The 20873-nt window shown below is 69.9% G+C and carries 17 protein-coding genes; 9 read left to right on the top strand and 8 right to left on the bottom strand.

What is annotated here, in order from left to right; translation table 11 throughout:
* Positions 1-94: 94 nt before the first annotated feature.
* Positions 95-1024 carry a hypothetical protein gene (locus tag ACFPIJ_RS47240; protein WP_380126050.1) on the bottom strand — a complete coding sequence of 310 codons (930 nt, stop codon included), beginning with the start codon at positions 1022-1024 and terminating at the stop codon, positions 95-97.
* 7 nt (positions 1025-1031) lie between these two features.
* Positions 1032-1349, bottom strand: coding sequence for a pilin (locus tag ACFPIJ_RS47235; RefSeq protein WP_380126053.1), 318 nt, complete (start codon positions 1347-1349; stop codon positions 1032-1034).
* A 765-nt stretch (positions 1350-2114) separates the two neighbouring features.
* On the opposite strand from ACFPIJ_RS47235, the gene ACFPIJ_RS47230 reads away from it, so the two are divergent.
* Positions 2115-4964 carry a tetratricopeptide repeat protein gene (locus tag ACFPIJ_RS47230; protein WP_380126049.1) on the top strand — a complete coding sequence of 950 codons (2850 nt, stop codon included), beginning with the start codon at positions 2115-2117 and terminating at the stop codon, positions 4962-4964.
* A gap of 404 nt (positions 4965-5368) precedes the next feature.
* On the opposite strand, the gene ACFPIJ_RS47225 is transcribed toward ACFPIJ_RS47230, so the two are convergent.
* Positions 5369-6349, bottom strand: coding sequence for a hypothetical protein (locus ACFPIJ_RS47225; RefSeq protein WP_380126048.1), 981 nt, complete (start codon positions 6347-6349; stop codon positions 5369-5371).
* Between the two features lie 1102 nt (positions 6350-7451).
* Here ACFPIJ_RS47225 and ACFPIJ_RS47220 point away from each other — a divergent pair.
* The 7 genes from ACFPIJ_RS47220 to ACFPIJ_RS47190 all read left to right on the top strand — a co-directional run bounded on the left by ACFPIJ_RS47220 (position 7452) and on the right by ACFPIJ_RS47190 (position 12336).
* The gene (locus ACFPIJ_RS47220) at positions 7452-8522 is read left to right on the top strand and encodes a hypothetical protein (protein WP_380126047.1); all 1071 of its coding nucleotides are present in this window, start codon (positions 7452-7454) and stop codon (positions 8520-8522) included.
* A complete protein-coding gene (locus ACFPIJ_RS47215) occupies positions 8515-9423 on the top strand; it encodes a TRM11 family SAM-dependent methyltransferase (protein WP_380126046.1) in 909 nt (302 codons plus the stop codon). Before ACFPIJ_RS47220 ends, ACFPIJ_RS47215 begins: the two co-directional genes overlap by 8 nt.
* A gap of 181 nt (positions 9424-9604) precedes the next feature.
* On the top strand, positions 9605-10312 hold the full coding sequence (locus ACFPIJ_RS47210) for a hypothetical protein (RefSeq protein ID WP_380126045.1): 708 nt from the start codon (positions 9605-9607) through the stop codon (positions 10310-10312).
* Positions 10309-10908: a DNA cytosine methyltransferase gene (locus tag ACFPIJ_RS47205; protein WP_380126044.1), complete on the top strand. Its 600-nt coding sequence runs from the start codon at positions 10309-10311 to the stop codon at positions 10906-10908. Before ACFPIJ_RS47210 ends, ACFPIJ_RS47205 begins: the two co-directional genes overlap by 4 nt.
* A gap of 88 nt (positions 10909-10996) precedes the next feature.
* Positions 10997-11680 (top strand): hypothetical protein, encoded by a 684-nt coding sequence (locus tag ACFPIJ_RS47200; RefSeq protein WP_380126043.1) that lies wholly within the window; start codon positions 10997-10999, stop codon positions 11678-11680.
* Positions 11677-11850 (top strand): hypothetical protein, encoded by a 174-nt coding sequence (locus tag ACFPIJ_RS47195; RefSeq protein WP_380126042.1) that lies wholly within the window; start codon positions 11677-11679, stop codon positions 11848-11850. Before ACFPIJ_RS47200 ends, ACFPIJ_RS47195 begins: the two co-directional genes overlap by 4 nt.
* Positions 11851-11982: 132 nt before the next feature.
* Positions 11983-12336: a hypothetical protein gene (locus ACFPIJ_RS47190; protein ID WP_380126041.1), complete on the top strand. Its 354-nt coding sequence runs from the start codon at positions 11983-11985 to the stop codon at positions 12334-12336.
* A 755-nt stretch (positions 12337-13091) separates the two neighbouring features.
* Here ACFPIJ_RS47190 and ACFPIJ_RS47185 read toward each other — a convergent pair.
* From ACFPIJ_RS47185 to ACFPIJ_RS47165, 5 genes are all read right to left on the bottom strand, one after another.
* Positions 13092-14129 carry a hypothetical protein gene (locus ACFPIJ_RS47185; RefSeq protein WP_380126040.1) on the bottom strand — a complete coding sequence of 346 codons (1038 nt, stop codon included), beginning with the start codon at positions 14127-14129 and terminating at the stop codon, positions 13092-13094.
* A complete protein-coding gene (locus ACFPIJ_RS47180) occupies positions 14126-16576 on the bottom strand; it encodes a hypothetical protein (protein ID WP_380126039.1) in 2451 nt (816 codons plus the stop codon). The genes ACFPIJ_RS47185 and ACFPIJ_RS47180 overlap by 4 nt, the downstream gene beginning before the upstream one ends.
* A gap of 214 nt (positions 16577-16790) precedes the next feature.
* Positions 16791-18317 carry a tyrosine-type recombinase/integrase gene (locus ACFPIJ_RS47175; RefSeq protein ID WP_380126038.1) on the bottom strand — a complete coding sequence of 509 codons (1527 nt, stop codon included), beginning with the start codon at positions 18315-18317 and terminating at the stop codon, positions 16791-16793.
* Complete coding sequence (locus ACFPIJ_RS47170) at positions 18275-19150, bottom strand: hypothetical protein (RefSeq protein ID WP_380126037.1); 876 nt, start codon at positions 19148-19150, stop codon at positions 18275-18277. Before ACFPIJ_RS47170 ends, ACFPIJ_RS47175 begins: the two co-directional genes overlap by 43 nt.
* The gene (locus tag ACFPIJ_RS47165) at positions 19147-20214 is read right to left on the bottom strand and encodes a tyrosine-type recombinase/integrase (protein WP_380126036.1); all 1068 of its coding nucleotides are present in this window, start codon (positions 20212-20214) and stop codon (positions 19147-19149) included. Before ACFPIJ_RS47165 ends, ACFPIJ_RS47170 begins: the two co-directional genes overlap by 4 nt.
* Positions 20215-20278: 64 nt before the next feature.
* On the opposite strand from ACFPIJ_RS47165, the gene ACFPIJ_RS47160 reads away from it, so the two are divergent.
* Positions 20279-20791, top strand: a complete 513-nt coding sequence (locus tag ACFPIJ_RS47160; RefSeq protein ID WP_380126035.1) for a hypothetical protein — start codon at positions 20279-20281, stop codon at positions 20789-20791.
* Positions 20792-20873: the final 82 nt, after the last annotated feature.

Genomic DNA, 20873 nt, shown 5'->3' with positions numbered 1-20873 from the left:
TCCGCCTCAAACCAAACCCAACAGCAAACGGAGACCGCGCAGTATGAAGCAGCCGTCGGCATCCGCGCGCGGACGGCCTCTTCGTCGCGGCGGTTCATCGGCCCACCGCCCTACCGGCGATCCGGCCGAGGTCCGGGACGGCGCGGGACAGCTGCTGGACCACGACGACCCGCACGACCATGCCGAGGAAGTTCGGCCGCTGGCCGCCGGAGGACACGAACCGGCGCAGCAGGCCGGGAATCTTCACCGTGGTCCAGAGCAGGACCATGACGACGAAGAGGTTCGTCGGACCGCCGTCGCCGGGCAGGCCGAACGCGAACAGCATGTGGCTGCTGTCGGTGAGCATCCACTGCCCGGCGTAGAGGGTGAATCCCTGCGCGACCGGGATGACGAGGACGCCGCCGTAGGCACGCCACCACATGCGGGCGACCGGGTCGGTCTGCGGCAGCGCGTGGCAGGCCAGGGCGAGTGGTGCCGCCGCGGTGAGGACGAGGACGACCGCGAACCGGGTGATCATGCTCATCGCGGTGGAGCCGAGCAGGATCAGGATGATCACGGCGCAGACGCAGAACAGCAGTCCCGACGTGCCGTCCCGGGAGGCGATCATGTGGGTCTTGATCGCGGTGATCGCCGGCGGGCGGACCGTGCCGTCGCCGGCGACATCTTCTTGGGTGAGCGCGGCGGCGAGGGCGTTGGCGAGGTCGATCATCTTGGCGCACCACAGCTGGCTGAAGTGCGCCGCGACGAACCCGACGATGCAGCGGGGGACGAGGTCCTTGGCGGTGTAGCGGGACCGTTCGTCGCCGCCGGCGCTCATGGTGAGCGCGCCGGCGGCGACGAAGAACAGCACGAAGACGAGGTCGACGACGAGGACGGACCGGCCGGTCAGGGCCTGCACCTGCGGCAACGTCGTCACGTCCGGCGTGACCAGCAGGGCGTTGGTGATCACGCCGATCAGACCGTCGAAGCACGCCAGGATCTGTTCGGCGAACCAGGTGAGGATGTTGTCCAGGAGCCAGCCCATGATCGCCTCAGCCCCCGACGATGCCCTTGACGACCTCGAGCAGGATCGGCGCGAGGACGGCCAGGCCGTAGCCGATAAGGGCGTTCTTCAACGCGCCCTTGGCCTTGTCGACCTGGGCCGGATCGCCGCCGGCGGTCGCCCAGTAGACGCCGGCCAAGACCAGGAACAGGGTGGCCAGGGCGGCCAGGATCCCCATGACCCAGGTCTGCAGGTTGGCGATGACGACCGGGAGCGTGTTCGCGGCCAGGACGACCGGGGCGCCGGGATCGGCGTACGCGGCGGAGGGCAGCGCGACGACCGCTACGGCGAGAGCGCCGACGGTGATCGCCCACCGGGCCGTACGGGCGGCACGACCGCCTACGGCCGGCGGTTCGGGAGGCGTCGCAGCGCCGGACGGGATGCCGGCGGACGCGGATCGGGTGGTGTGGTGCGGGTTGTGGGCACGACTACGTGCCCGCGGTGTGCGGGACATGGTTGGGGTCACCTCCCGCCCCCGACGTCGCCGCCGGGACGCGCGCCTGCGGGGCGCGCGGCACGCCGGGGGCGGCGGGGGCGAATGCTCGAACAGCGGATGGAGTGACCGCCGCCGAGCAGGACCCGTGGTGCGAGTGCGGAACGCAGCCGGGATGCGCGCTCGGGAGGAGCACGTCCTCCCTTACGGGTTGGCTGTGGATGAGGTGTCAGTGCATCACGTTGGCGCGGCACCCGAGCGCGTGGCTGGCGCGGCACTCGCGACCGGGGGCTGCCCGGCGGCGGGCAGGGCCTCGTGGATGTCGGCCGAATTGGCCGGGCCTCGAAGACCTGCACCCCCCTATCCGCCGTTGTGAGCCCTGGCGAACGCCCCCTGCCGCTCACAGCCGCTCACAGCCGCTCACAGCCGCTCACAGCCCGCTCACGGCCGCGCTCACAGCGCCGCGTCGTGGGTGTCCTGTGCGCCGGAACCTTGCACCGTTCGGACATAAATTGCACCTGATCTTGCACTGTTCGGATTGCCTTGCTCCTGTCGCGGCCCCGGCCTTCGGGCACGGAGTTCCCATCCGACTTTGTGACTGATGGTGCTGATGTGGTTGCGCCACTCACTATGGGTGCCATGGCGGAGGGTCGGCAGCAGTGGCGGTGGCGTGGCCGTGCGGTGGGTGCGCTGGTCGGGGTGGCCGTTGCAGGGGGTGCGGGAGCGGGCGCCGGCCTGCTCAACCCCTGGGTGGGAGTGCCCCTTGCTGCGGTTGGAGCGCTGCCGGGGTTCGCGGCCGGGTTGGGCTGGGACCGCCGCCGCGAGCAGGTGGTGGCGGATGAGCGGTGGTCGGAGGTGTTCGCGGCCGGTCCAGGCCCGGGTCGGGGTGGTGACGGGTCTGGGGACAGCGTGCTGGGTTGGCTGGCGCCGTGGGAGGCGATGGTGCCGTTCGCGGTGCCGCGCGGGCGGTATGTCGCGGCGGTCCGGCGGTGGTGTGTCGAGGACCAGCCGGGTCTGGTGTGGCTGTTGTCGGGTGGGCCGGGTTCGGGCAAGACCCGCCTGGCGATGAAGGCTGGTGCCGCGCTGCGCGGTGAGGAGAGCCAGGCGTGGGCGGTCGGCTGGGTCCGGCCCGGACAGGGCCGGGCGGCGATTGAGGTCGCGTCCGGCTGGGACCGGCCGGTGCTGGCCGTCGTCGATGACGCCGACGTGTGCGACGACCTCGGTGAGCTGTTGAAAGCGGTGCACCGGCCCGGCGGTCCGCAGACCGTGCGGGTGCTGCTGGTGGCGCGGGAGTTCACCGACTGGTGGAACGGTGTGCAGCAGCCGCTACCGATGGCCGTCGACGTCGCCGAGACCCGTACCTGGCTGGGCACGATCGCCGATGACGCCCCCGGCCAGCGGGGCGCCGCCAGAGCTGCCATGGCCGTGTTCGCAGAGAAAGTCGGCGCCGACACGGCCGGGATGACGCTGACCGGGATCACCGCCGGCACCCCGCTGATCCTGCTGCACGCCGCCGCGCTCGAAGCGGCCTGGCGCGCCCACGAGGGCCGACCCGGGCCGGTCGACGTCACCGACGCCGTCGCCGCGCTCCTCACCCGGGAGGAGCGCCAGTGGCAACGCCACGCCACCGAACACGGCCTCGACAACTACCCGAACATCACCCTGACCGTGCTGCGGGACCTGCTGGTGTTCACCATGCTCACCGGCGCCCGCACCCGCACCGACACCCACCAACTGTTGCCGCTGCTGCCCGGCCTGCACAACGCCACACCCGACCTGATCGACACTCTCACCGTGTGGCTGCACCTGTACCCGCGGGTCACCGGCTACTGGACCCGGCCGCACCTGCCGGCCGTGTTCGCCGAACACCTCACCGTCGAAGCCCTCGCCGACAACACCGACCTCGCCGCAGCCGTCAGCCTGACCGCCGCCACCCCCGAACACGCCACCGCCGTACTGACCACCCTGGCCCGCGCCGCCACCCACACCACCACCGCGACCACAGCAATCACCACCCTCCTCGCCGTCGACCCACACCGACTGATCCCGATCGCCATCCGCACCGCCCTCGCCGGGCACGGCCCCATCGACAGCGCTATCGCCACCGCCGTCAACCAGGCCAACCCCGACTGGGACACCGTCCAACACCTCAGCCAACTCCTCACCAACGAGATGAACGTCCTCAACCAGACCCAGATCGCCGTCGCCCGCGCACGCGTCACCCACGCCCCCACAGCCGACGACCACGCAACCGCGCTGGCCATCCTCGCCGAAGCGTTGCGTCAGGGCGGCTGGCATGGGGAGGCGGTCGCCGCCGCCGCCGAAGCCGTCACCGTCCGGCGGAGCCTGGCCGCCGCCGACCCCACCGCCGATCCCACCGCCCACCAGCCCTACCTCGCCGGCACGTTGAACATCCTCGCCAATGCGTTGCGCAAGGCCGGCCGGCACGAGGAGGCGGTCGCCACCGCCACGGAAGCCGTCACCATATGGAGGAGCCTGGCCGCCGCCGATCCCACCGCCTACCAGCCCTTCCTCGCCGACGCGCTGGCCAGACTCGCCGACTCGTTGCGCCTGGGCGGCCGGTACGAGGAGGCGATCACCACCGCCACCGAAGCCGTCACCGTCCGGCGGAGCCTGGCCGCCGCCGACCCCACCGCCCACCAGCCCTTCCTCGCCGACGCGCTGGCCAGCCTCGCCGACCCGTTGCGCCAGGCCGGCCGGCACGGGGAGGCGGTCACCACCGCCCACCAGCCCTACCTCGCCGACGCGCTGGCCAGACTCGCCGACTCGTTGCGCCTGGGCGGCCGGTACGAGGAGGCGATCACCACCGCCACCGAAGCCGTCGTCATCCAGCGGAGCCTGGCCGCCGCCGACCCCACCGCCGATCCCACCGCCCACCAGCCCTACCTCGCCGACGCGCTGGCCAGCCTCGCCAATGCGTTGCGCAAGGCCGGCCGGTACGAAGAGGCGGTCGCCATCGCCACCGAAGCCGTCACCATATGGCGGAGCCTGGCCGCCGCCGACCCCACCGCCTACCAGCGCTACCTCGCCAATGCGTTGACCATCCTCGCCGACGCTTTGGAGCAGAGCAGCCGGTACGGGCAGGCGGTCGCCACCGCCACCGAAGCCGTCATCATATGGCGGAGCCTGGCCGCCGCCGACCCCACCGCCCACAATGCCTCCCTCGCCGACGCGCTGGCCATCCTCGCCGAAGCGTTGCGCCTGGGTGACCGGGACGGGGAGGCAGTCACCACCGCCACCGAAGCCGTCACCGTCCGGCGGAGCCTGGCCGCCGCCGGCCCCACCGCCCACCAGGCCTCCCTAGCCAACGCGTTGACCATCCTCGCCGTCGCTTTGGAGCAGAGCGGCCGGTACGGGGAGGCGGTCATCACCGCCACCGAAGCCGTCACGCTGTACCAGCAACTCGGCGTGGACAACGGCAACGTCGCGGTTGCCGAACAGATCATCCGCACCTACGGACCTCACTAACGCAGCAGTAAGCCGTCATCACAGCCACCGCGGCGTGACAAACGTGCGGAACGATGTGCCCGATCAGGTGCGGGTTCGGGCGCTCGCCACCGAACATGCAATGTAGATCCGAACACCAGACGGCCGGAGCGTCCGAACTCACCTTGCATCGCCACAGGTCGGCGCTGCCGGAGGGTGCAACGTTGCGACGGAACGGACAGTGGGCCTGCGGCACGGCCGCGACCTCGCCGACGAACTGCGCGCCGCCCATGCCGCCCTGCCATCAGCGCAGCGTGAAGGCCCGGCCCGGCGCGGGTCCCGCTCACGACCGAGCAACTGACAGGCAAAAACACGCCGGACCCGGCCCCGACGATGGTCGGGGGCCGGGCCCGGCGTGTTGGCGCTGGCGCTCGGATCGGGCCGGTTCAGGCGGCGGCGAGCTCGGGCGTTCCCGCGGCACGGCGGATACCGGCGGGGCCCGACGCGTCGACGGTTGCCGTGGCGGGGGTCGACGCGCACGCGGTCCGGGTCCGCTGACGGTGCTCGGCCTGCCGGACCAGGGCCTGCTGTGCCTGCGGGGAGGCGGTGCCGGTGAGGGTCCCGTCGGCGAGCGCCCAGGCGAGGCGCTCGTCGACGCGGCGCAGCCGCATCCGCAGCGCGTCGGCAGTGACACCGAGGCGCGTCGCGATCGGCTCGATCGCCCGCCGGCCGAGCCGGGTGTCGATGTAGGGCTGCTCGTCGCACGCATCGAGCAGCCCGAGGTCGACGGCGCGGCGCACCAATAGATCCGGGTGCCCCCACGGCCGTTGCGGGGTCCGTGGCCCGGCCGGGATCGCGTCGATGTCGTCGACAAGGACGACGTCGCGCTGCTGGGCGACCAGGGCGTGCCCGGCACGCTGGGCGGCGCGGCACAGCCGCGCGTACGGGGCCGGGCGGGCGACGTCGACGTGGTCACGCAACGCGCCCAGAAACCCCGTGAGGACCTCGGCGTCGACGTCGTCGGGGTCCCCACGCCAGCCACCGGCGACCAGGTCCGCGGCGCAGCGGACCAGCGCCGGCAGCGCCAGCGCCGTGGCGGCGACGACCCACGCCGGGCCGTCGAGCCGGGCCTGGGTAATCAGCTCCCGCCACACCGCGTCGAGCGCCGTCCAGTGCCGCCGGTGCCGGCCCATCCAGACGCGCAGATCCGCGACGTTGATCGGTCCGGCGGGCACCCCAAGGGCGGGATCCAGGTGCGACAGGTCGATGCGCAACGGGTGCGGGTCGCAGGTCAACGCGGCGAACGCGGCGTCGACGCACCCGAACGGCGACGTCGGCCAGCTCCCGTCATCGACGGGCCGCCCGGCGGCGACATCCGACGCCTCCGGACGCGGGCCGGCCGTGTCATCACGCGTGGCACCGGTCATGTCAGCAGTCGTGTCAGCGGTCGTGTCAGTGGCCGTCGCGATGGCGGACACAGTCATGTCACAGCTCCTATGACAGTGAAGTTTGTGGATTGACACCGCAGGTCGACGGCGGCGTCGGCGAGACGCCAGTACGCCAGACGGCGCTCACGCGCCACCCACAGCGCAGCTCAGCGACACCGGCAGGCGGGGTCACCGGGACCCGGCACGACGACTGTCACACCATCAGTGACATCGACTGTGATCGTTGACATGCCATCGTGTCACAGTCTTTGAACTGGGCTTTGACACCATCGGCGACTGTGACAGCAGCGATTGACGCGCCGTGACACCCGACGTCTGCGCTTGTGACACCGCGACGGCGGGCGACCGCCGTAGCCCCTCCGCCGCGCTCTCGCGCCGCTCGCACTTCACTCACGCACGCTCACGGAGGCACGAATGTCACTGTCACGGTCACCACTACGGTGCCGCGCCTCGCGCCGCCAGTCTCCAGTGACAGCGATGTATGTCGATTGACACGCCTCACGCGGCGACGTCGGCGGCCAGCCGCCGACGATTCACGACAGCGAGGTTTGTCGATGTCGCGGGTGAGCGGGGCCGCAGACCGGTCCGTGGCGCCCTCAGCGCGCGGTGGTCACGGCGGCCGGCTTGGACGGTGTCGTGATCGGCTGCCGCGAGCACTCACAGGACGGCGACGGGCGTCGAGCCCGAGCCGCCGCCCCTGTCGGCGCTGTCGTCCGGGGACTGCCGTCGGCGCAGGTCTCGACCAGGCTCGGCGGCGCGCGATGGTGCCGCCTGCGGGCGAGGCGACCGCCGTGACAGCCGCGTGTGAGCGGGCGACCCTTGACAACGCGCCCCGCCGTGAGCGGCCACGGCAGCGTGTGAGCGGCTGTGAGCGGGCGGGGCTTGACGCCGCAGGCGGCTGTGAGCGGCACCCGCCCGCACTGTCGTCACGTTCGGCGGCTGTGAGCACACGTCTCGTAGCGATCCGACCGTCCGGTTGGGCTGTGAGCGGCTGTGAGCGGCAGGGGGCGTTCGTCAGGACTCACAACGCCGGATAGGGGGATGTCAGCGCTTCCCGGCGCGGCGCGGAGCCGAGAACCAGATGACGACGCACCCGCCGCACCACCCCAACCACCCCGACCTCCCCAACCACCCGCAGTCCGACACCGCCGGCGACGACGACCGGCCGCTCATCGACCTGGTCGCCGGTGACCCGCCGGTCCCGATCACCGTGTGGCGCACCGCCGCCGGCAGGGGCGACCGCAGGACGATGCCCGCCCGCCTGGCCCGGCGGCTCGTCGCCGCCTACAGCCGTCCCGGCGAGGCCGTCGTCGACCTGACCGACGGCCACGCCCTCGCCACCGCCTGCAGCACCGGTGGGCGCCAGCACCACCGCGCCTGGTTCACTGACGTCGCATCGCTGATCGTCGGCCCGGTCTCCCGCGACGACCCGCGCGACACCGACGGCCCCGCCGTCGACGACGAGACCGACACCGACCTGCCGCCGGTGCACGGCGTGCGGCCCGCCCGGGCCACCCGCAGCACCCTCGGCGACGACCCCGAGCACCGCCCGGACGCCGATGCCGCCGTGTCGCTGACCGAATGGTTCGGCGACGACCTCACCGACCCGCAACTGCCGCCGCACGGGCATCCGGTCGTGCCGGTCCCGGACGGCGCGTCCCTGGCCGGGCTGACCAGCCTCGTCGTGGCCACCTGGCCGCTCGACCCGGATCCCGCCGCAGGCAGGGTCCGGCTGGCGTGGCTGCTGACCGCGTGCCGGGAGCTGCTGCGCTCTGGCGGCTGCCTCGTGCTGGTCGTGGCCGTGCCGGTCGGGCACGCCGCGGAGCCGGAGGACTTCACCCCGATCGTCGACGCCGCGGCCCGGACCGGTCTGGGCTACCTGCAGCACATCGTCGCCGTCTCCGCCGACATCATCGGCGCCGGCACCAGCGGGGAGGCGTTCGTCTACCACCTCGACGACGAGGAACTGCTCGCCCTTTCCCGGGCACGAGCCGACGCCGCCGGCGAGACGTGGACGGCGGCGCACCTGCGGGTGCACGCCGACCTGCTCATCTTCACGCCCACGGCAAATTCTGCGCCGCCCGCCCGGCGGCGCGGCAGCCGGCGCCGCAGCGACGACGCCGGCCCGGATGGTGGTGAGCCTCGTGGCTGAGCCCTCGAACCCCGACCCGCGCGCACAGCACCTGTCCGTCTGGGCGACCGCCCAGCGGACCGGCCCGGTGCAGCGCCGCGGCCGGTACGTGCCGGAGTCCACCGCGCACCCGGCGCGGATGCTGCCGGCGATCGCCGCGCACGCCATCGCCGCCTACACCAACCCGGGCGACCTCGTCCTGGACCCCATGTGCGGCATCGGCACCACCCTCGTCGAAGCGGTCCACGCGGGCCGCGACGGCATCGGCGTGGAGTACGAGTCCCGCTGGTCGGACATCGCCGACGCCAACCTGCGCCACGCCCGCCAACAGGGCGCGACCGGGCGGGGCGGGGTGATCCGCGGTGACGCCACCGCCATCCAGTCCCTCGTCCCGGCCGCCCTGGCCGGGCAGGTCGCCCTCGTGGTGACGTCACCGCCGTACGGGCCGACCGTGCACGGGCACGTCGCCGTCGGCGACGAACTCGACGTGCGCGACAACCGGTACAACGACGGCAGCGACAAGGGCAACCTCGCCTACCGCGACCTGACCGGCCTCGCCGACGGGTTCGCCGACATCCTGCGCGGCTGCGCCACCCTCCTGCGACCCGGCGGGACCGTCGTCGTCACCGCCCGGCCGTGGCGCAAACGCGGCGAACTCGTCGACCTGCCCTCAGCGGTCATCGGCGCCGGCGTCCGCGCCGGCCTGGTCCCGACCGAACGGTGCGTGGCGCTGCTCGCCGCCGTCCGCGACGGCCAGCTCGTCGCCCGCCCGTCGTTCTTCCAGCTCCGCTCGGTCCGCAAGGCCCGGGCCGCTGGGACGCCGATGCACCTCATCGCCCACGAGGACGTCCTCATCTTCACCAAGCCGGAGTCCTCCGTGCAGCTGCCGTCCACTGCGGACGGTGCCGGAGGGCGCCGATGAGCACCCATCAATATCTATCGCTCGGGGCGGGCGTGCAAAGCTCGGCTGTCCTGCTGCTCGCGGCGCGCGGGGAGATCCCGCGGTTCGACGCGGCGATTTCGCCGACACCGGCTGGGAGCCGTCCGCGGTCTACGGGCAGCTGGAACGCCTCGAGCGGATCGCCGCCGCCGCAGGTATCCCCGTGGTGCGGGTGTCGGCCGGCAACATCCGCGCCGACGCCCTCGACCCCGGGCACCGGTTCGCGTCGATGCCGCTGTTCACGCTCGGCCCGAACGGCGAACGCGGGATGGCCCGCCGGCAGTGCACCGCCGAGTACAAGATCAAACCGATCAAGGCCGAGATCCGGCGCCGGCTCGGCTACCAGCACCCGCAGCGAGTGCCGGCCGGTGTCGTCGCCGACATCGCGATCGGGATCTCCGTCGATGAGATCTGCCGCGCCCGGGACGCCGACGTCGGCTACATGCGCAACACCTTCCCCCTGCTCGACCTCGGGTGGCGACGCGGCGACTGCGTCGCCTACCTCGAGCGGCACGGCCTGCCGGGAACCCCGAAGTCGAGCTGCCTGGGGTGCCCGTTCCACGACGACGGGTTCTGGGCCACGCTGCAGGCGGGCAGCCCCGCGGAGTGGGCCGACGCGGTCGCATTCGACGCCGCGATCCGGCACGGCTCCGCGCGGGCCAACGCCGACGGACACCCGCTGCGCGGGCAGTCCTTCCTGCACCGCCAGCGCGTCCCGCTCGACCAGGTGCGGCTACGGCCAAAACCGGCCGCAGCCGATGTGGATGCGCTGGGGTGCGGGCCGTGGACCTGCCCGCACCCCAGCGATACCACCAGCGACTCCACGACCGAGTCCAAGACCGGCCCGGCCTCGGTGCGGGAGGTGGCGTGAGTGACCACCCCACCGGTATCAGGCCGGGCCGACACACCGCCCCCGGACGATCCGGAGGCGGTGACGGACCGCGGATCGGGTCACTGTGCACCGGCTACGGCGGCCTCGACCTCGCCGTCGAATGGGTCCTCGGCGGACACCTCGCCTGGTACGCCGAAACCGACCCGCACGCCCGCACCGTCCTCACCCACCACTGGCCCGACACCACCGACCTCGGCGACATCCGCACCATCGACTGGAACACCGTCGAACCCGTCGAGATCCTCACCGCCGGGTTCCCGTGCCAGGACATCTCCAACGCCGGGAAACGCGCCGGCATCACCGGCGAACACTCCAGCGTCTGGACCGCCGTCGCCGACGCAGTTCGCGCTCTTCGACCACCGCTCGTCTTCGTGGAAAACGTCGCCGCCCTCCTCCGAAGAGGGTTCGACACCGTCCACGCCGACCTGGCCGAGAGCGGGTACGACACGCGGTGGCTATGCCTACGCGCATCCGACATCGGCGCCGCCCACCGCCGCGACCGGCTGTTCCTGCTGGCCGCCGACCAGCACCGCCTCCGCAACCACAGCGACCCTGCCGACGCCGTGCGCCCGTGACGGCCGCGGCGTCGGCCACCAGTACGGGCTTCCCGACCTCATCGAACCCCGCGGCACCCGACACCATCTGCTGCCGACGCCGACCGCCGTGTCGTATGGCACCAATCAGTCACCTTCGCCCGGTGCGGCTGTCCGGCCCAGCCTGGACAGCCTCGCCAGCGAGCAGCTCCTCCCCACACCGACTGTCGCCGACAGTCGATCCTCGGCCAACGCGACCGCCGGCCGCAGCGTCCCGCTCGTCGGACACGCTGGCCGCACCCTGACCGACGCCGCTCGGCTCCTACCCACCCCACGTGCCACCGACGGCAGCAAAGGCTGCCCGGCACAGCGCGGCTCACACGGCGACCTCACCCTGCCCTCCGCCGCCGTCCGGGTTCTGCCAACGTCACAAGCCTTCGATGGGCAGGGAGCGAGCCGACACGGCGAGGTCGGCGTCGACCTCACCATCACCGTCACCGGACTCCAGACCGAACTCGGACAGCGCGACGAAAACCGATGGGGCGAATACGCCACCGCCGTCGCCCGCTGGGAACAGCTTCTCGGCCGGCCTGTGCCGGACCCGTCCCAGCCGGGCCGGCACGGCAAACCTGTCCTCGCCCCGCCGTTCGTGGAATGGCTCATGGGCCTGCCAGAACTGTGGGTCACCAACCCGCAACTCGCGCTGCCCCGCACCCGCGCCCTGCGGGTCCTCGGCAACGGGGTCGTGCCGCAGCAGGCCGCCGCCGCGCTGTGCCTGCTCCTGGACTCGCGGCGCTGGGCGGTGCCCGGATGAGCCCGCCCGCCCTGCTGCCCAGCGGTGACCGGTTGCGCGGCTACGCCTACCGCGCCAGCGGGCCGGTACAGCTGCACCTCGGCGACGCCCGCGACGCCCTCACCGCAATGCCCGACACATCCGTCGACTGCATCATGACCTCACCGCCGTATTGGTCCCTGCTTCACTGAACCTCAATGATCATCAATGGTTGGGCTCGAAACCAGCCAAGGCGTCGACGTGACAGCGCGGTAGAGTGTGTTTGTCAGATCGCATGAGGCGATCTCGTTTCCCGAGCGCTCGGCGCTCGGAAAGGGGCTTCGATGCCTGTTCCTGTGCTGTTTGTGTCCCTGAACCAGACCTACGACCCCTCCCAGTCGATCCCCGAGATCGAGCCGTGGGTCGAACGTGCCTGGGCACTGACGGTAACCAAGGCTTCCTCCTGTGACCGCGTGATCGCCGTTTTTCAGGGGATGCCTTTGGCTGCGTGGCGCCTGCGTGGTGCCTTCGCGACCGACGAGACGTACAACCTTTCGGACGGCTCGACACGGCCGCGCGTGGGCCTGAGCTTGGGTGATCCGCTGCCCATGCAGAAGAGTTACCTCGAGGTCCCTGCTCTGCGCCGAGGAGTCGCCGTCGTCGAGCTTGACGTCGCACCGTTGGCTCCAGAGCGGTAACGCGCCAGCGCTGCTCGGCTCGACCTGCTGTTGGGCCGAGCAGCGCTCGCCTGGTGAAAGGTGCGACGGCTGGTTACGACAGCGCTGTCGGCATGCCGAGCGCAACGGTGCGCTTGCGTGCGGCCATCGCCTCCGTCGTGGCCAGTTTTCTCGTCGGCCTCCTCGTCTACCAACGACTCCGCGGCCGCGGCATGCTCCGCGCCGCGCTCGCCTCCAACGCCGCCAGCATCCCGTCGACTCGCTGCTATTCCTCAACCTGGCCGGATTCCCGATCTGGGCAGCCCTCCCCCGGACAGCTGTGGGTCAAGGCCCTCGCCACTGTCGTCCCCATCGCCGTGCTCGCCGCCGCCCGTGCGCCACCGCCTCCGGCCCGCTCGTTCGTAAGGTCATGCGCGCCGGCCAGCTCGGAATGATCGCCACCCCGCATCCTGGAACCGGGTCGAGGCCGGCGTCGCGTGGATCGCCGACAACAGCGCCTACACCTGCCTTATGTGGAATCAATTTTGTCAAGGTGCGCTGGACGTCCAGATGCCCGGGAGGACCCCACGGGACGGGCTAGCGCTGCCTTGACGTCATCTCGGACGGTGGCAGACCGAGCGACGTCGCCGATCAAGGCTACGTTCGTGGCCCACGCCCCATTCGCCGTCACGAAACAACCAGGGCGCCGCAACGCTGCTCGAGGCGCACCATCGCTGCTGCGGGATCGTCGGCGCAGGGGACCTGGCGGCGGAACTACCACGTTGGGCATCAAGTCGTCAGAATGGATCGAGCGTCTGGAGCAGGGATGTAGCGTCACGCATCGCCGCCAGCAGATCGAGCGATGTCGAGCGCAACAGCGCCACGGGGTAGGCGCCGTAATCGTCAGCGTGTGCAGCGACGGTGACGAACTGCGCGCTCGCCGCGACGGTTCGCAGAACGCTGCTGGCGAATGCCACGGCTGGCCCTGGTGGTCGGTTGGCTGGGCGCCCGAGCACAGAGGTGAAGGGCTGGTGCCAAGCGCGATCAAGCGCATCGGGCAGGCGCAGCGCCGTGCTCAGGTCGGCACCGATACGACCAAGTGCCTCGGGCGACGTCCGCTGAACTACCTTCCAGAGTCGGGCGACCACGGTGGTGCCGTTCCGCGCGTCTGGCCGGAACGCGTGTTTGTTGCGCACAGTGGTGCGGAATCGGCGTGACAGCGTGAAGAAGTCGCTGACGTCGTACCTATCGTCGAACCTTACGTGAGTCCACAATGCGTTCGCGCCCGCGGGCTCCGTCGCGTGAACGCGTATAAGCCGGTCGAGCAGCGCATCGTCCAGGGTGAACAGCCCGGCGCAGATTTCGGGGATGGCCGACTCGCTGGAGTCAATGGCCGCGCTGCCGGTCCAGGTGAGGTCGCGCAGGTAGACGGGGACGATCGTGCCACCCAAGCGCGGGAACCATCCTGGCATGATGGCTGGCGACGCTACCTGCGGCACCGCCGGAACGCGACGGGTCAGTAGCACGGCAGCTACCACGGGCGGGTACTCGGGCAGGTCGCGTAGCACCTGTTCGAACTCGTCGCGATGTTTGTCAATCAGGTCCACGAACTCCGACTGCACAGCGTTCGGATTGTCGAAAACGACCTCGCGGACGACGAGGACCACCACCGCAGTGCCGACCAGCAACCGGCGCAGGTCGTCGGCGTACTTGCCGCGATCGCCGCGCACCTCGTACCAGTAGCCGGCGAGCGGTGACTCCTCGGTGGCGAGACGGTCCATCACGACCTGCGCCAGCCGCCGCGGTGACATGTGCTCGTCGATGTACCCGGTCATCCGAGACCTCCCGTTGAGACGGCGGCAATCCGGCCAAGTAGACGGATCCGTGGCCAGACGTACTGGTCGTCGTAGGCAAGGAAGTTGCTGTCGCTGGACGTTGCGAGCAACCGCCCCGCGTCTATCCCGTCCGAGACGCCAGCGGCGATCTCGTCGAAGTCACTACGGGTGCACCGCAGGGTTTCTGGCGAGGACCGCGCCACAGCGCGCAGAACGGCGTAGACCTGGTGCAGCCACAGCGACCGCTGGCGGCCAGCCTCGCTCAGCGCCTCCCGCGCGGCCTCGTGGAAGATTCCGTAGTCCCGGTTGAGGCTCACCGCGCCTGGCCGCAGCCGAGTACTGGCGAACTGTTCGAAGTCCTCTCGCGTGAGCTCCAGCCTGTTGACGGGCCGCTTCTCGTCGATGAGCCAGTCTACAAGGCCGGACAGTATCGACACAGTGAGATACGGGTGGCCTGCGGTCTCGCCGTAGACGGCGTCGACAAACGAAGCATCGGGGTTCACCGGGTTGACCAGAATCTTCCGGATGAGCTGGGCGAACTCCTCCCTGGGCTCGCCCTGTTTATGATCAAATAGGGGGAAAGAGTCCTGCTGCACATAAGGACTGAGCTGATTCTGGTCCATAAGGATGTAGTGCGCGTTGGGCTGTTGCCCGAGGAAAATGATGAGGTTCTCACGGGAGAACTCGACCATCTGGTTCAGCAACGGCTGCACGACGAAGTAACGCAGGTCGTTATCCCGGCGCAGTGCCGCGCTGAGCGCACCGAAGAGCGTCTCGTACTCGTCGAGAACGAAGACGGTGCGGTCAGAGATTGCCTGGCCGTCACCGCTCCGCCGGACGAGATCCCGGAAGAACGTCTCCGGCAACCAGTTGCCTTCCGTCAGGGCCGCCTGCACCCGCTTGTAAAACATGTTGTCGTTAGGGGTCTCGCCAGTCGTGTCACAGGTCTGCTTGACCACGGACACCTGACCCGTCGTGGCGTCGGCGTCTAGCCGTGCTCCCGCCGTCGTCTTTCCGCTACGACGCACACTGCACCAGAGGCGAACCCCGCTGCGGCTCTCGAATGTGCGGAAGAGGTCCCGCACGGTCTGGCGGTGAACGATGTAGTAGGGCAACAGGTTGGGGTTGTCACGGGGGAAGGCCCGGGCGACATTGTGCCCAAGTGGCTGCCGACGCGACGAGGCTGTGCCCTGGTGGTACGCCCGATCCCCCAGTGGCGCCTTGATCGCATCACGAGTGCTGGGCACCTTCGATAGGTCTGCCTCGGCGTACACGACCGTCTGCCGCAGCCGCGGGTCGTTCTGTGCAGCACGCGCTGACCCGGCGCTGATTGGGACCACCGCGACCGTCACGCCACGGCGCGCAGCTTCCAGCAGATCCGGCTGCCGTACGTACCGTTCACCGAGATAGCACTCGAGCTCGATCAGCTGCGGGTAAGGCGAGAGCGCTGATGGCCTGAGCCAGATGTTCATCAGCCCGGCGTCTGACCGCAGCTGGGAGAGTGCCGGCAGCGGCATGTGCTCCCTACCGTCGCCGAGTGATTCGATCGCCTCGACCAGCGGCGTGAGGTAAAACATCAAACCGCGCACGAAGTCGTTATGCTCGGTTCGCTCCAACAGAGCGTCCAGGTCGTCCGGGGTGAGGAAGGCAAGCGTATGCGCCCACGACCGTGGGTAGCGGGCAAGCACGCCACCGCCGGTGTAGACGCCAAAGTCCACTTGGCTGTACCCGGTCAGGATCGCGGACAGCATGCTCGACGTGAGCGACCGAAGCCTCGTCGCCTGTTTCGTATCCATCGCGGTCGGCAGCCGAGCAGAGTAGAACTCGATCGGCAGGTCGAGAAAACTCTGCAGACCCTTGAGGGATTTGTCGATTGCGTACTGCCCAGTCTCCCCTTGGCTGATCTGGTGACGCCTGCCCTTCTCGAAGATCTCCGCCGAGTGCGCCGCGAGCGCGTCGTGGATCTTCTCTAGAACCTGGGGATAGCGCACATAGCTGGCCAGCGCGTCCAGAAACCAGTCAAAGTCCTCGGAGAGCCAGTCGCGGTAGAGGGTCTGCCACTGGAAGATGTGCTTCTCGCTCAGCTCGTCGAGCGCCTCCTCGAGGTCCGCCATCCGGTCGTCCACCTCTGCCTGTGTGACCGGCCGCTTCGCCCAGCGAACGGCAGGGACCGGGGGTCCCGATGAATCCACCGCGATCCGCCGGAAGGCGGTCGCAGGGTTGGGCAGCTTGGCCGGCCCTGGCGGAGGCGCCGGCTTCGGCGCGACCAGCTTCTTCTCAAGGTGGCCCACCAGACGCCGACGGCGCTTCGGAAGAAACTCCTCGATCGCGTCCCGGAACGACGACTCGAGCACCTTGAGTTGCTTCTGCTGGATGCTATCCAGAAGTCTGGTTATCCGCTCTTCCGCGGGTTCCGGCTGGGATACGGCCATCGCGGCGATCTCCACGAGAGCAGACTCCACCCGCGCGGCAGTCTCCGCCTCGTCTGCGGGCCTCTTAACCGACACGCCGATCAGGATATCTCCGCCTTACTCGGCCCGGAATCGCCTGATGGGAAGCGTGCGATCACGCCAAGATCAGATGCGCGGATTTGCCACAGTAAGAGCGCTTCTCGCGCGCTGCTGTTCGCCGGGAGGACCGGGATAGATTGCGCTCCGCTGGTCAACCGCTTGTTGTTCTTGCGTCACCGCGCCGCCGCCGCTGCGACGTGGTGACGTCGATGATCGGAAGGAGGGTCGCGCCCGTCGTGGCGCCGATCCGCCGTGGTGTCAGGCCGGTTGGCGTCGCGACATCGGCCAGGCGGGTAAGGAGGCGGTCGAGGGCCAGTTGCCCGTCGTCGATGGCGGCTTGTTCCTCGTCGGTGAGCGGGATACTCGCGGCCATGCGCTGCAAGTTCTCCTTGGCCTCCAACAGCTGCCCCTGTGTGGACGTTTTCGGGGTGTAGAAGTCGCAGCGGGCGCAGGCCATGCGGTGTGGGCATTGCTCGAAGAAGGTGTAGGTGCAGTAGCCGTGGCCGAGGTCGAAGTACTGCCACGGTGCACCGGAGGCGGCGGCCCCGCTGGTGACGGCGTCGCGGTCGACGAGGACCTCGATGGCGCGCATGTTGCGTTCGAAGTATCCGGCGTCGCGGTACGCCTTCGTTAGGACCGTTGGACTGATCTTGGCATAGTGACGGGTCGCTTCCGGCGACCGGTGGCCGAGCCATGCCTGGAGCTCAAACAGTGTCATCGGTTCTTTGGCGTTGTAGAGCTGGCTGGCGATGGTTGCGCGGGCGCGGTGGCTGGTGATGCGGCCGCGGACGTCGGCGGCTGGCACGCCGGCCCGGCCGCGTAGTGCAGGGATGATCGTGTCGTTGATGTAGGCGGTGGCGACGCGGCGGGCCCGGGTGGCAAAGAGCAGGTCGACCTGCTCGCCGGTCTTGCGGTCGCGAAGCTTGGGCTGGTCGGGGCGAACCGCTTGCCATGCCTCGATAGCCTGGCCGATGAGCGCGTCGACAGGTTTGGTGAACGCCGTTCCGGTCTTGTGTGTGGGGATGTCGAGCAGGCAGACGGCGTCTTCGGCCAGGACATGCATGGAGTCGGCGGTGATCGGGACGCTGTTGTGTTCCCACCGCACGCAGCCGACCCGGAGGCGGACGATCTCGTCGCTGCGCAAGCCGGCGAACAGCCAGGTCAGCGTGATGGCACGGATGAGTTCCATCGGATAGCAGAGGCCGCTGGCGTTGGCGGGCAGGTCCGCCGGTTCGATGTTGAGCCCTGCCCACAGCAGCTTGGCCCACACGTCGTCGGCGATGATGCGGGGATCAGGTCCGAGTAGCCCGGCGATGCTTCTGGGCGTGGCCAGCGCGCGAAGCGGATCGAACCGGCGCGGGATCCATTCCCACTCCTGCAGGTCGCGGAAGAAGGTCCGGGTCGCGGTGATGTAGCCGGCCTTGGTCCGAGCCGACAGCGGTTCGCCGACGCGTTTGAGCAGGCCATCGTGGCGCTGCACGTAATCGCCGACGCTCATCCGGTCGATCGCGGCGATCCAGTCCGCGCTGGTTTGCCGCGTCCACTGAGCCGGCTCAGTGATGTCCGGGTGCTGCTCGGATAGCCAACGGCCGGCCTTCGCCAGGATGCTGCGCCAGGAGGTCCGGACCTTCGGCGTCAGGGTTGAGGTTGTCGACCACCGGTCGACGAAGTCGACCACGACGTTGGCGTGCCCTCGATGTCGTAGCGGACGTTGCTCGGCGCGACCGGACGTGGATCGCAGAAGCCGAGGGCCGCTACGACCTTCTGGATGCTGTGCAGTGCGTGGGAGTGTCGTCTGCCCATGGTGTGATCGCGGCGGAGCCGGTCGAACACGTCCGTGGTGAGATCCTCCAGCCGTGTGCTGCGGTTGATCAGCATCGCCTGGACCAGCGCGGTCGAGAGGCGCTGGCTGTTGGCGGGGCCGATCCGGTAGCCCCACCCAGTCAACATCCCGGTGACCCGATTGGTCACCTCCTCGACGGCGTCGCTGCCGAAGACGCGACGCGCGAGCACCTGCCGCCCGAAGGGGCCAAGTCGGTCGAAATCGGTGAACCTGCCGATCAAATAGGCCAACGCGGCGGTATACGGGCGCACCGTGGCGTCAATCCGAAGCGGCCAGGGCTCTCGGAACTGCTCGATGCTTGTGCCGATGAGCGCGACCCAGTCGTCGGCGGACCAGCCCCAGAACGTGCGGCCGGACTCGGCGCAGCGCAGCAGCACGAGGGCGATCGCGTCGTCGGCGAAGCTGCGGTGGGCACGGGTGTCGGTGGACCAGTGCAGCCCCGTTACAGCATCATCCAGCGGACGCAGGAGCCAGCCGATGCGGTGCCACTCCGGTGCCGCGTGGTCGTAGCCGCGGCGGCGGCGCAGCTGCCATCCCAGACCGGTGATGGCGTCGCGATCGGCGACGGTTAGCTCGACACGGCGTTCATACTGGTGCGTCTGAATTCGCCAAGCCGGTTGCCGTTCTCCGGCGGCTGGCGCGGTCGTGCCGGTTGCTGGCGCGCTCATGCGCCGGTTGCCTGTCGCTGCGATGCCTCAGCGGCCGTGTTTTCGGCGAGCATGGCCACGTGCCAGCTATGAATGTGCTCCATGCCGGTGGCGAGCTTGTCCACCAGATCCCGTCCGGAAAGATGGATGTAGCGCATCGTCGACTCGGTGGAGCGGTGGCCGGCGAAGGTTGCGATCGCGTGCAGTTCCCAGCCCATCCTGGCCAGGTCGGTCAGGCACAGGTGCCGGGTACTGTGCGTGGAGAACTGCGGCACCTTCGCCGTGACGGCGATCCGCCGGATCACCTTCGACCAGGTCCACAAGGTCAAAGGTTGCGCGCGGTTGCGGCGCGACTCGGACAGGAACAGCGGCCCGCGGGCGCGGCTGAGTGTCGCCCGGTGAGCCAGGTACTCCGACAGCAGCACACCGGTCGCCGCGGAGTACGGCACGACGCGTTCCATTCGATTCTTGGTCGTCTCCGCCCGGATCCGCACCGTCCGGTGAGCCGGGTCCAGATCGTCGGCACGCAGCGAGCACAGCTCTTCACGGCGCAGCGCCGCGTCGTAGGCCAGCGCGAGCATCACCCGGTTTCGGACCGGCTCTGCCCGTGCCACGGCGAGGACGTCGAGCCACTGCTGTTCGCTGGGAATCCAGGGCAGCTTGTGCAGCCGGGGCACCAGTCCACGCTGGTGGCCGCCGAAGCGCCGACCGGGCGTGTACCAGCCCCGTCCCACCGGGTTCGCGGATCGAACACCTTCCTCGATGAGGAAGTCGTAGAACAGCCGCACCGGCACCAGCCGCTGCTGCAGCGTCGCGTTCGCCAACCCCGCCCCCGAGTCAATCGATACGACGTTACTGCCGCGCCTGCTCGGCCTGTTCGTCAACTCCCGAACGTACGCGGCTACGTGCGCCCGACTCGCAGTGAGCGGCTCGACGCCAACCCGCTCGCACATCTCCAGATACTCGCTCAGCCCTCGGGCGTACGCATCGATCGTGCGTCGCGCCCGCCCCAGATCCGTCCAGATCCGCAGCCACTCGGCCGCTCGTTCATGCCGGCCAAGGACCGGCCACTTCTCCTCCAGCACGATCCCAACGTCCAACACGACTCCTCAGTCCGTGGGTTACGACCCCGAAAGCGAGTCCGCCTCCGTGACCAGATTCCACGTAACTAATAACTACCCCGGCAACGAGCGGTACCTGGCCTGGCTCACCGCCCGCACGGCACACCGTGAGCGGTGCGCGTTCGCGACCGCCCCGGACGTACCCGGCGACGCGGCGGCGACCTGGACCCGGTCCCGGCCGGTCCTACACCCTATCCGCGACCTCGGCTACCCGGCCGCGCTCGTCGCCCAGGACGGCCTGGAACACGCCAACGTCGACTGGCCCGCCTTCGACGCGCTGTTCATCGGCGGCACCACCCCATGGAAACTCGGCGTCGCCGCCGCGAACCTCGCCGCCGCAGCACGAGCCCACGGCCTGTGGGTCCACATGGGTCGCGTCAACAGCCTCAAACGGCTCCGCTACGCCGCATCGATCGGCTGCCACAGCGTCGACGGCACGTACCTCGCCTACGGCCCTGACCGCCACCTGCCGACACTGCTGCACTGGCTCGAACAGGTCAACGCCCCAGCACCTGCACCAGCGTCCGCCGGACCGGCGTGACCGTCACGGCGCACGACGGCGCCGGCTCGTCAGCCAGGCGCGCACCTCGCCGATCGTCACCACAGCAGCGGTGGCGAGGCTG

The organism is Dactylosporangium cerinum (genome assembly GCF_042653625.1).
Taxonomy (GTDB): Bacteria; Actinomycetota; Actinomycetes; order Mycobacteriales; family Micromonosporaceae; genus Dactylosporangium; species Dactylosporangium cerinum.
This window is presented reverse-complemented; position numbering and strand designations above follow the sequence as displayed.

What these genes read in the sequence shown, in the direction of transcription:
- ACFPIJ_RS47185 (WP_380126040.1), bottom strand. Translation starts at nt 14,129, where the DNA reads ATGACCGGGTACATCGACGAGCACATGTCACCGCGGCGGCTGGCGCAG.
- ACFPIJ_RS47220 (WP_380126047.1), top strand. Translation starts at nt 7,452, where the DNA reads ATGACGACGCACCCGCCGCACCACCCCAACCACCCCGACCTCCCCAAC.
- ACFPIJ_RS47195 (WP_380126042.1), top strand. Translation starts at nt 11,677, where the DNA reads ATGAGCCCGCCCGCCCTGCTGCCCAGCGGTGACCGGTTGCGCGGCTAC.
- ACFPIJ_RS47230 (WP_380126049.1), top strand. Translation starts at nt 2,115, where the DNA reads ATGGCGGAGGGTCGGCAGCAGTGGCGGTGGCGTGGCCGTGCGGTGGGT.
- ACFPIJ_RS47225 (WP_380126048.1), bottom strand. Translation starts at nt 6,349, where the DNA reads ATGACCGGTGCCACGCGTGATGACACGGCCGGCCCGCGTCCGGAGGCG.
- ACFPIJ_RS47190 (WP_380126041.1), top strand. Translation starts at nt 11,983, where the DNA reads ATGCCTGTTCCTGTGCTGTTTGTGTCCCTGAACCAGACCTACGACCCC.
- ACFPIJ_RS47170 (WP_380126037.1), bottom strand. Translation starts at nt 19,150, where the DNA reads ATGAGCGCGCCAGCAACCGGCACGACCGCGCCAGCCGCCGGAGAACGG.
- ACFPIJ_RS47240 (WP_380126050.1), bottom strand. Translation starts at nt 1,024, where the DNA reads ATGGGCTGGCTCCTGGACAACATCCTCACCTGGTTCGCCGAACAGATC.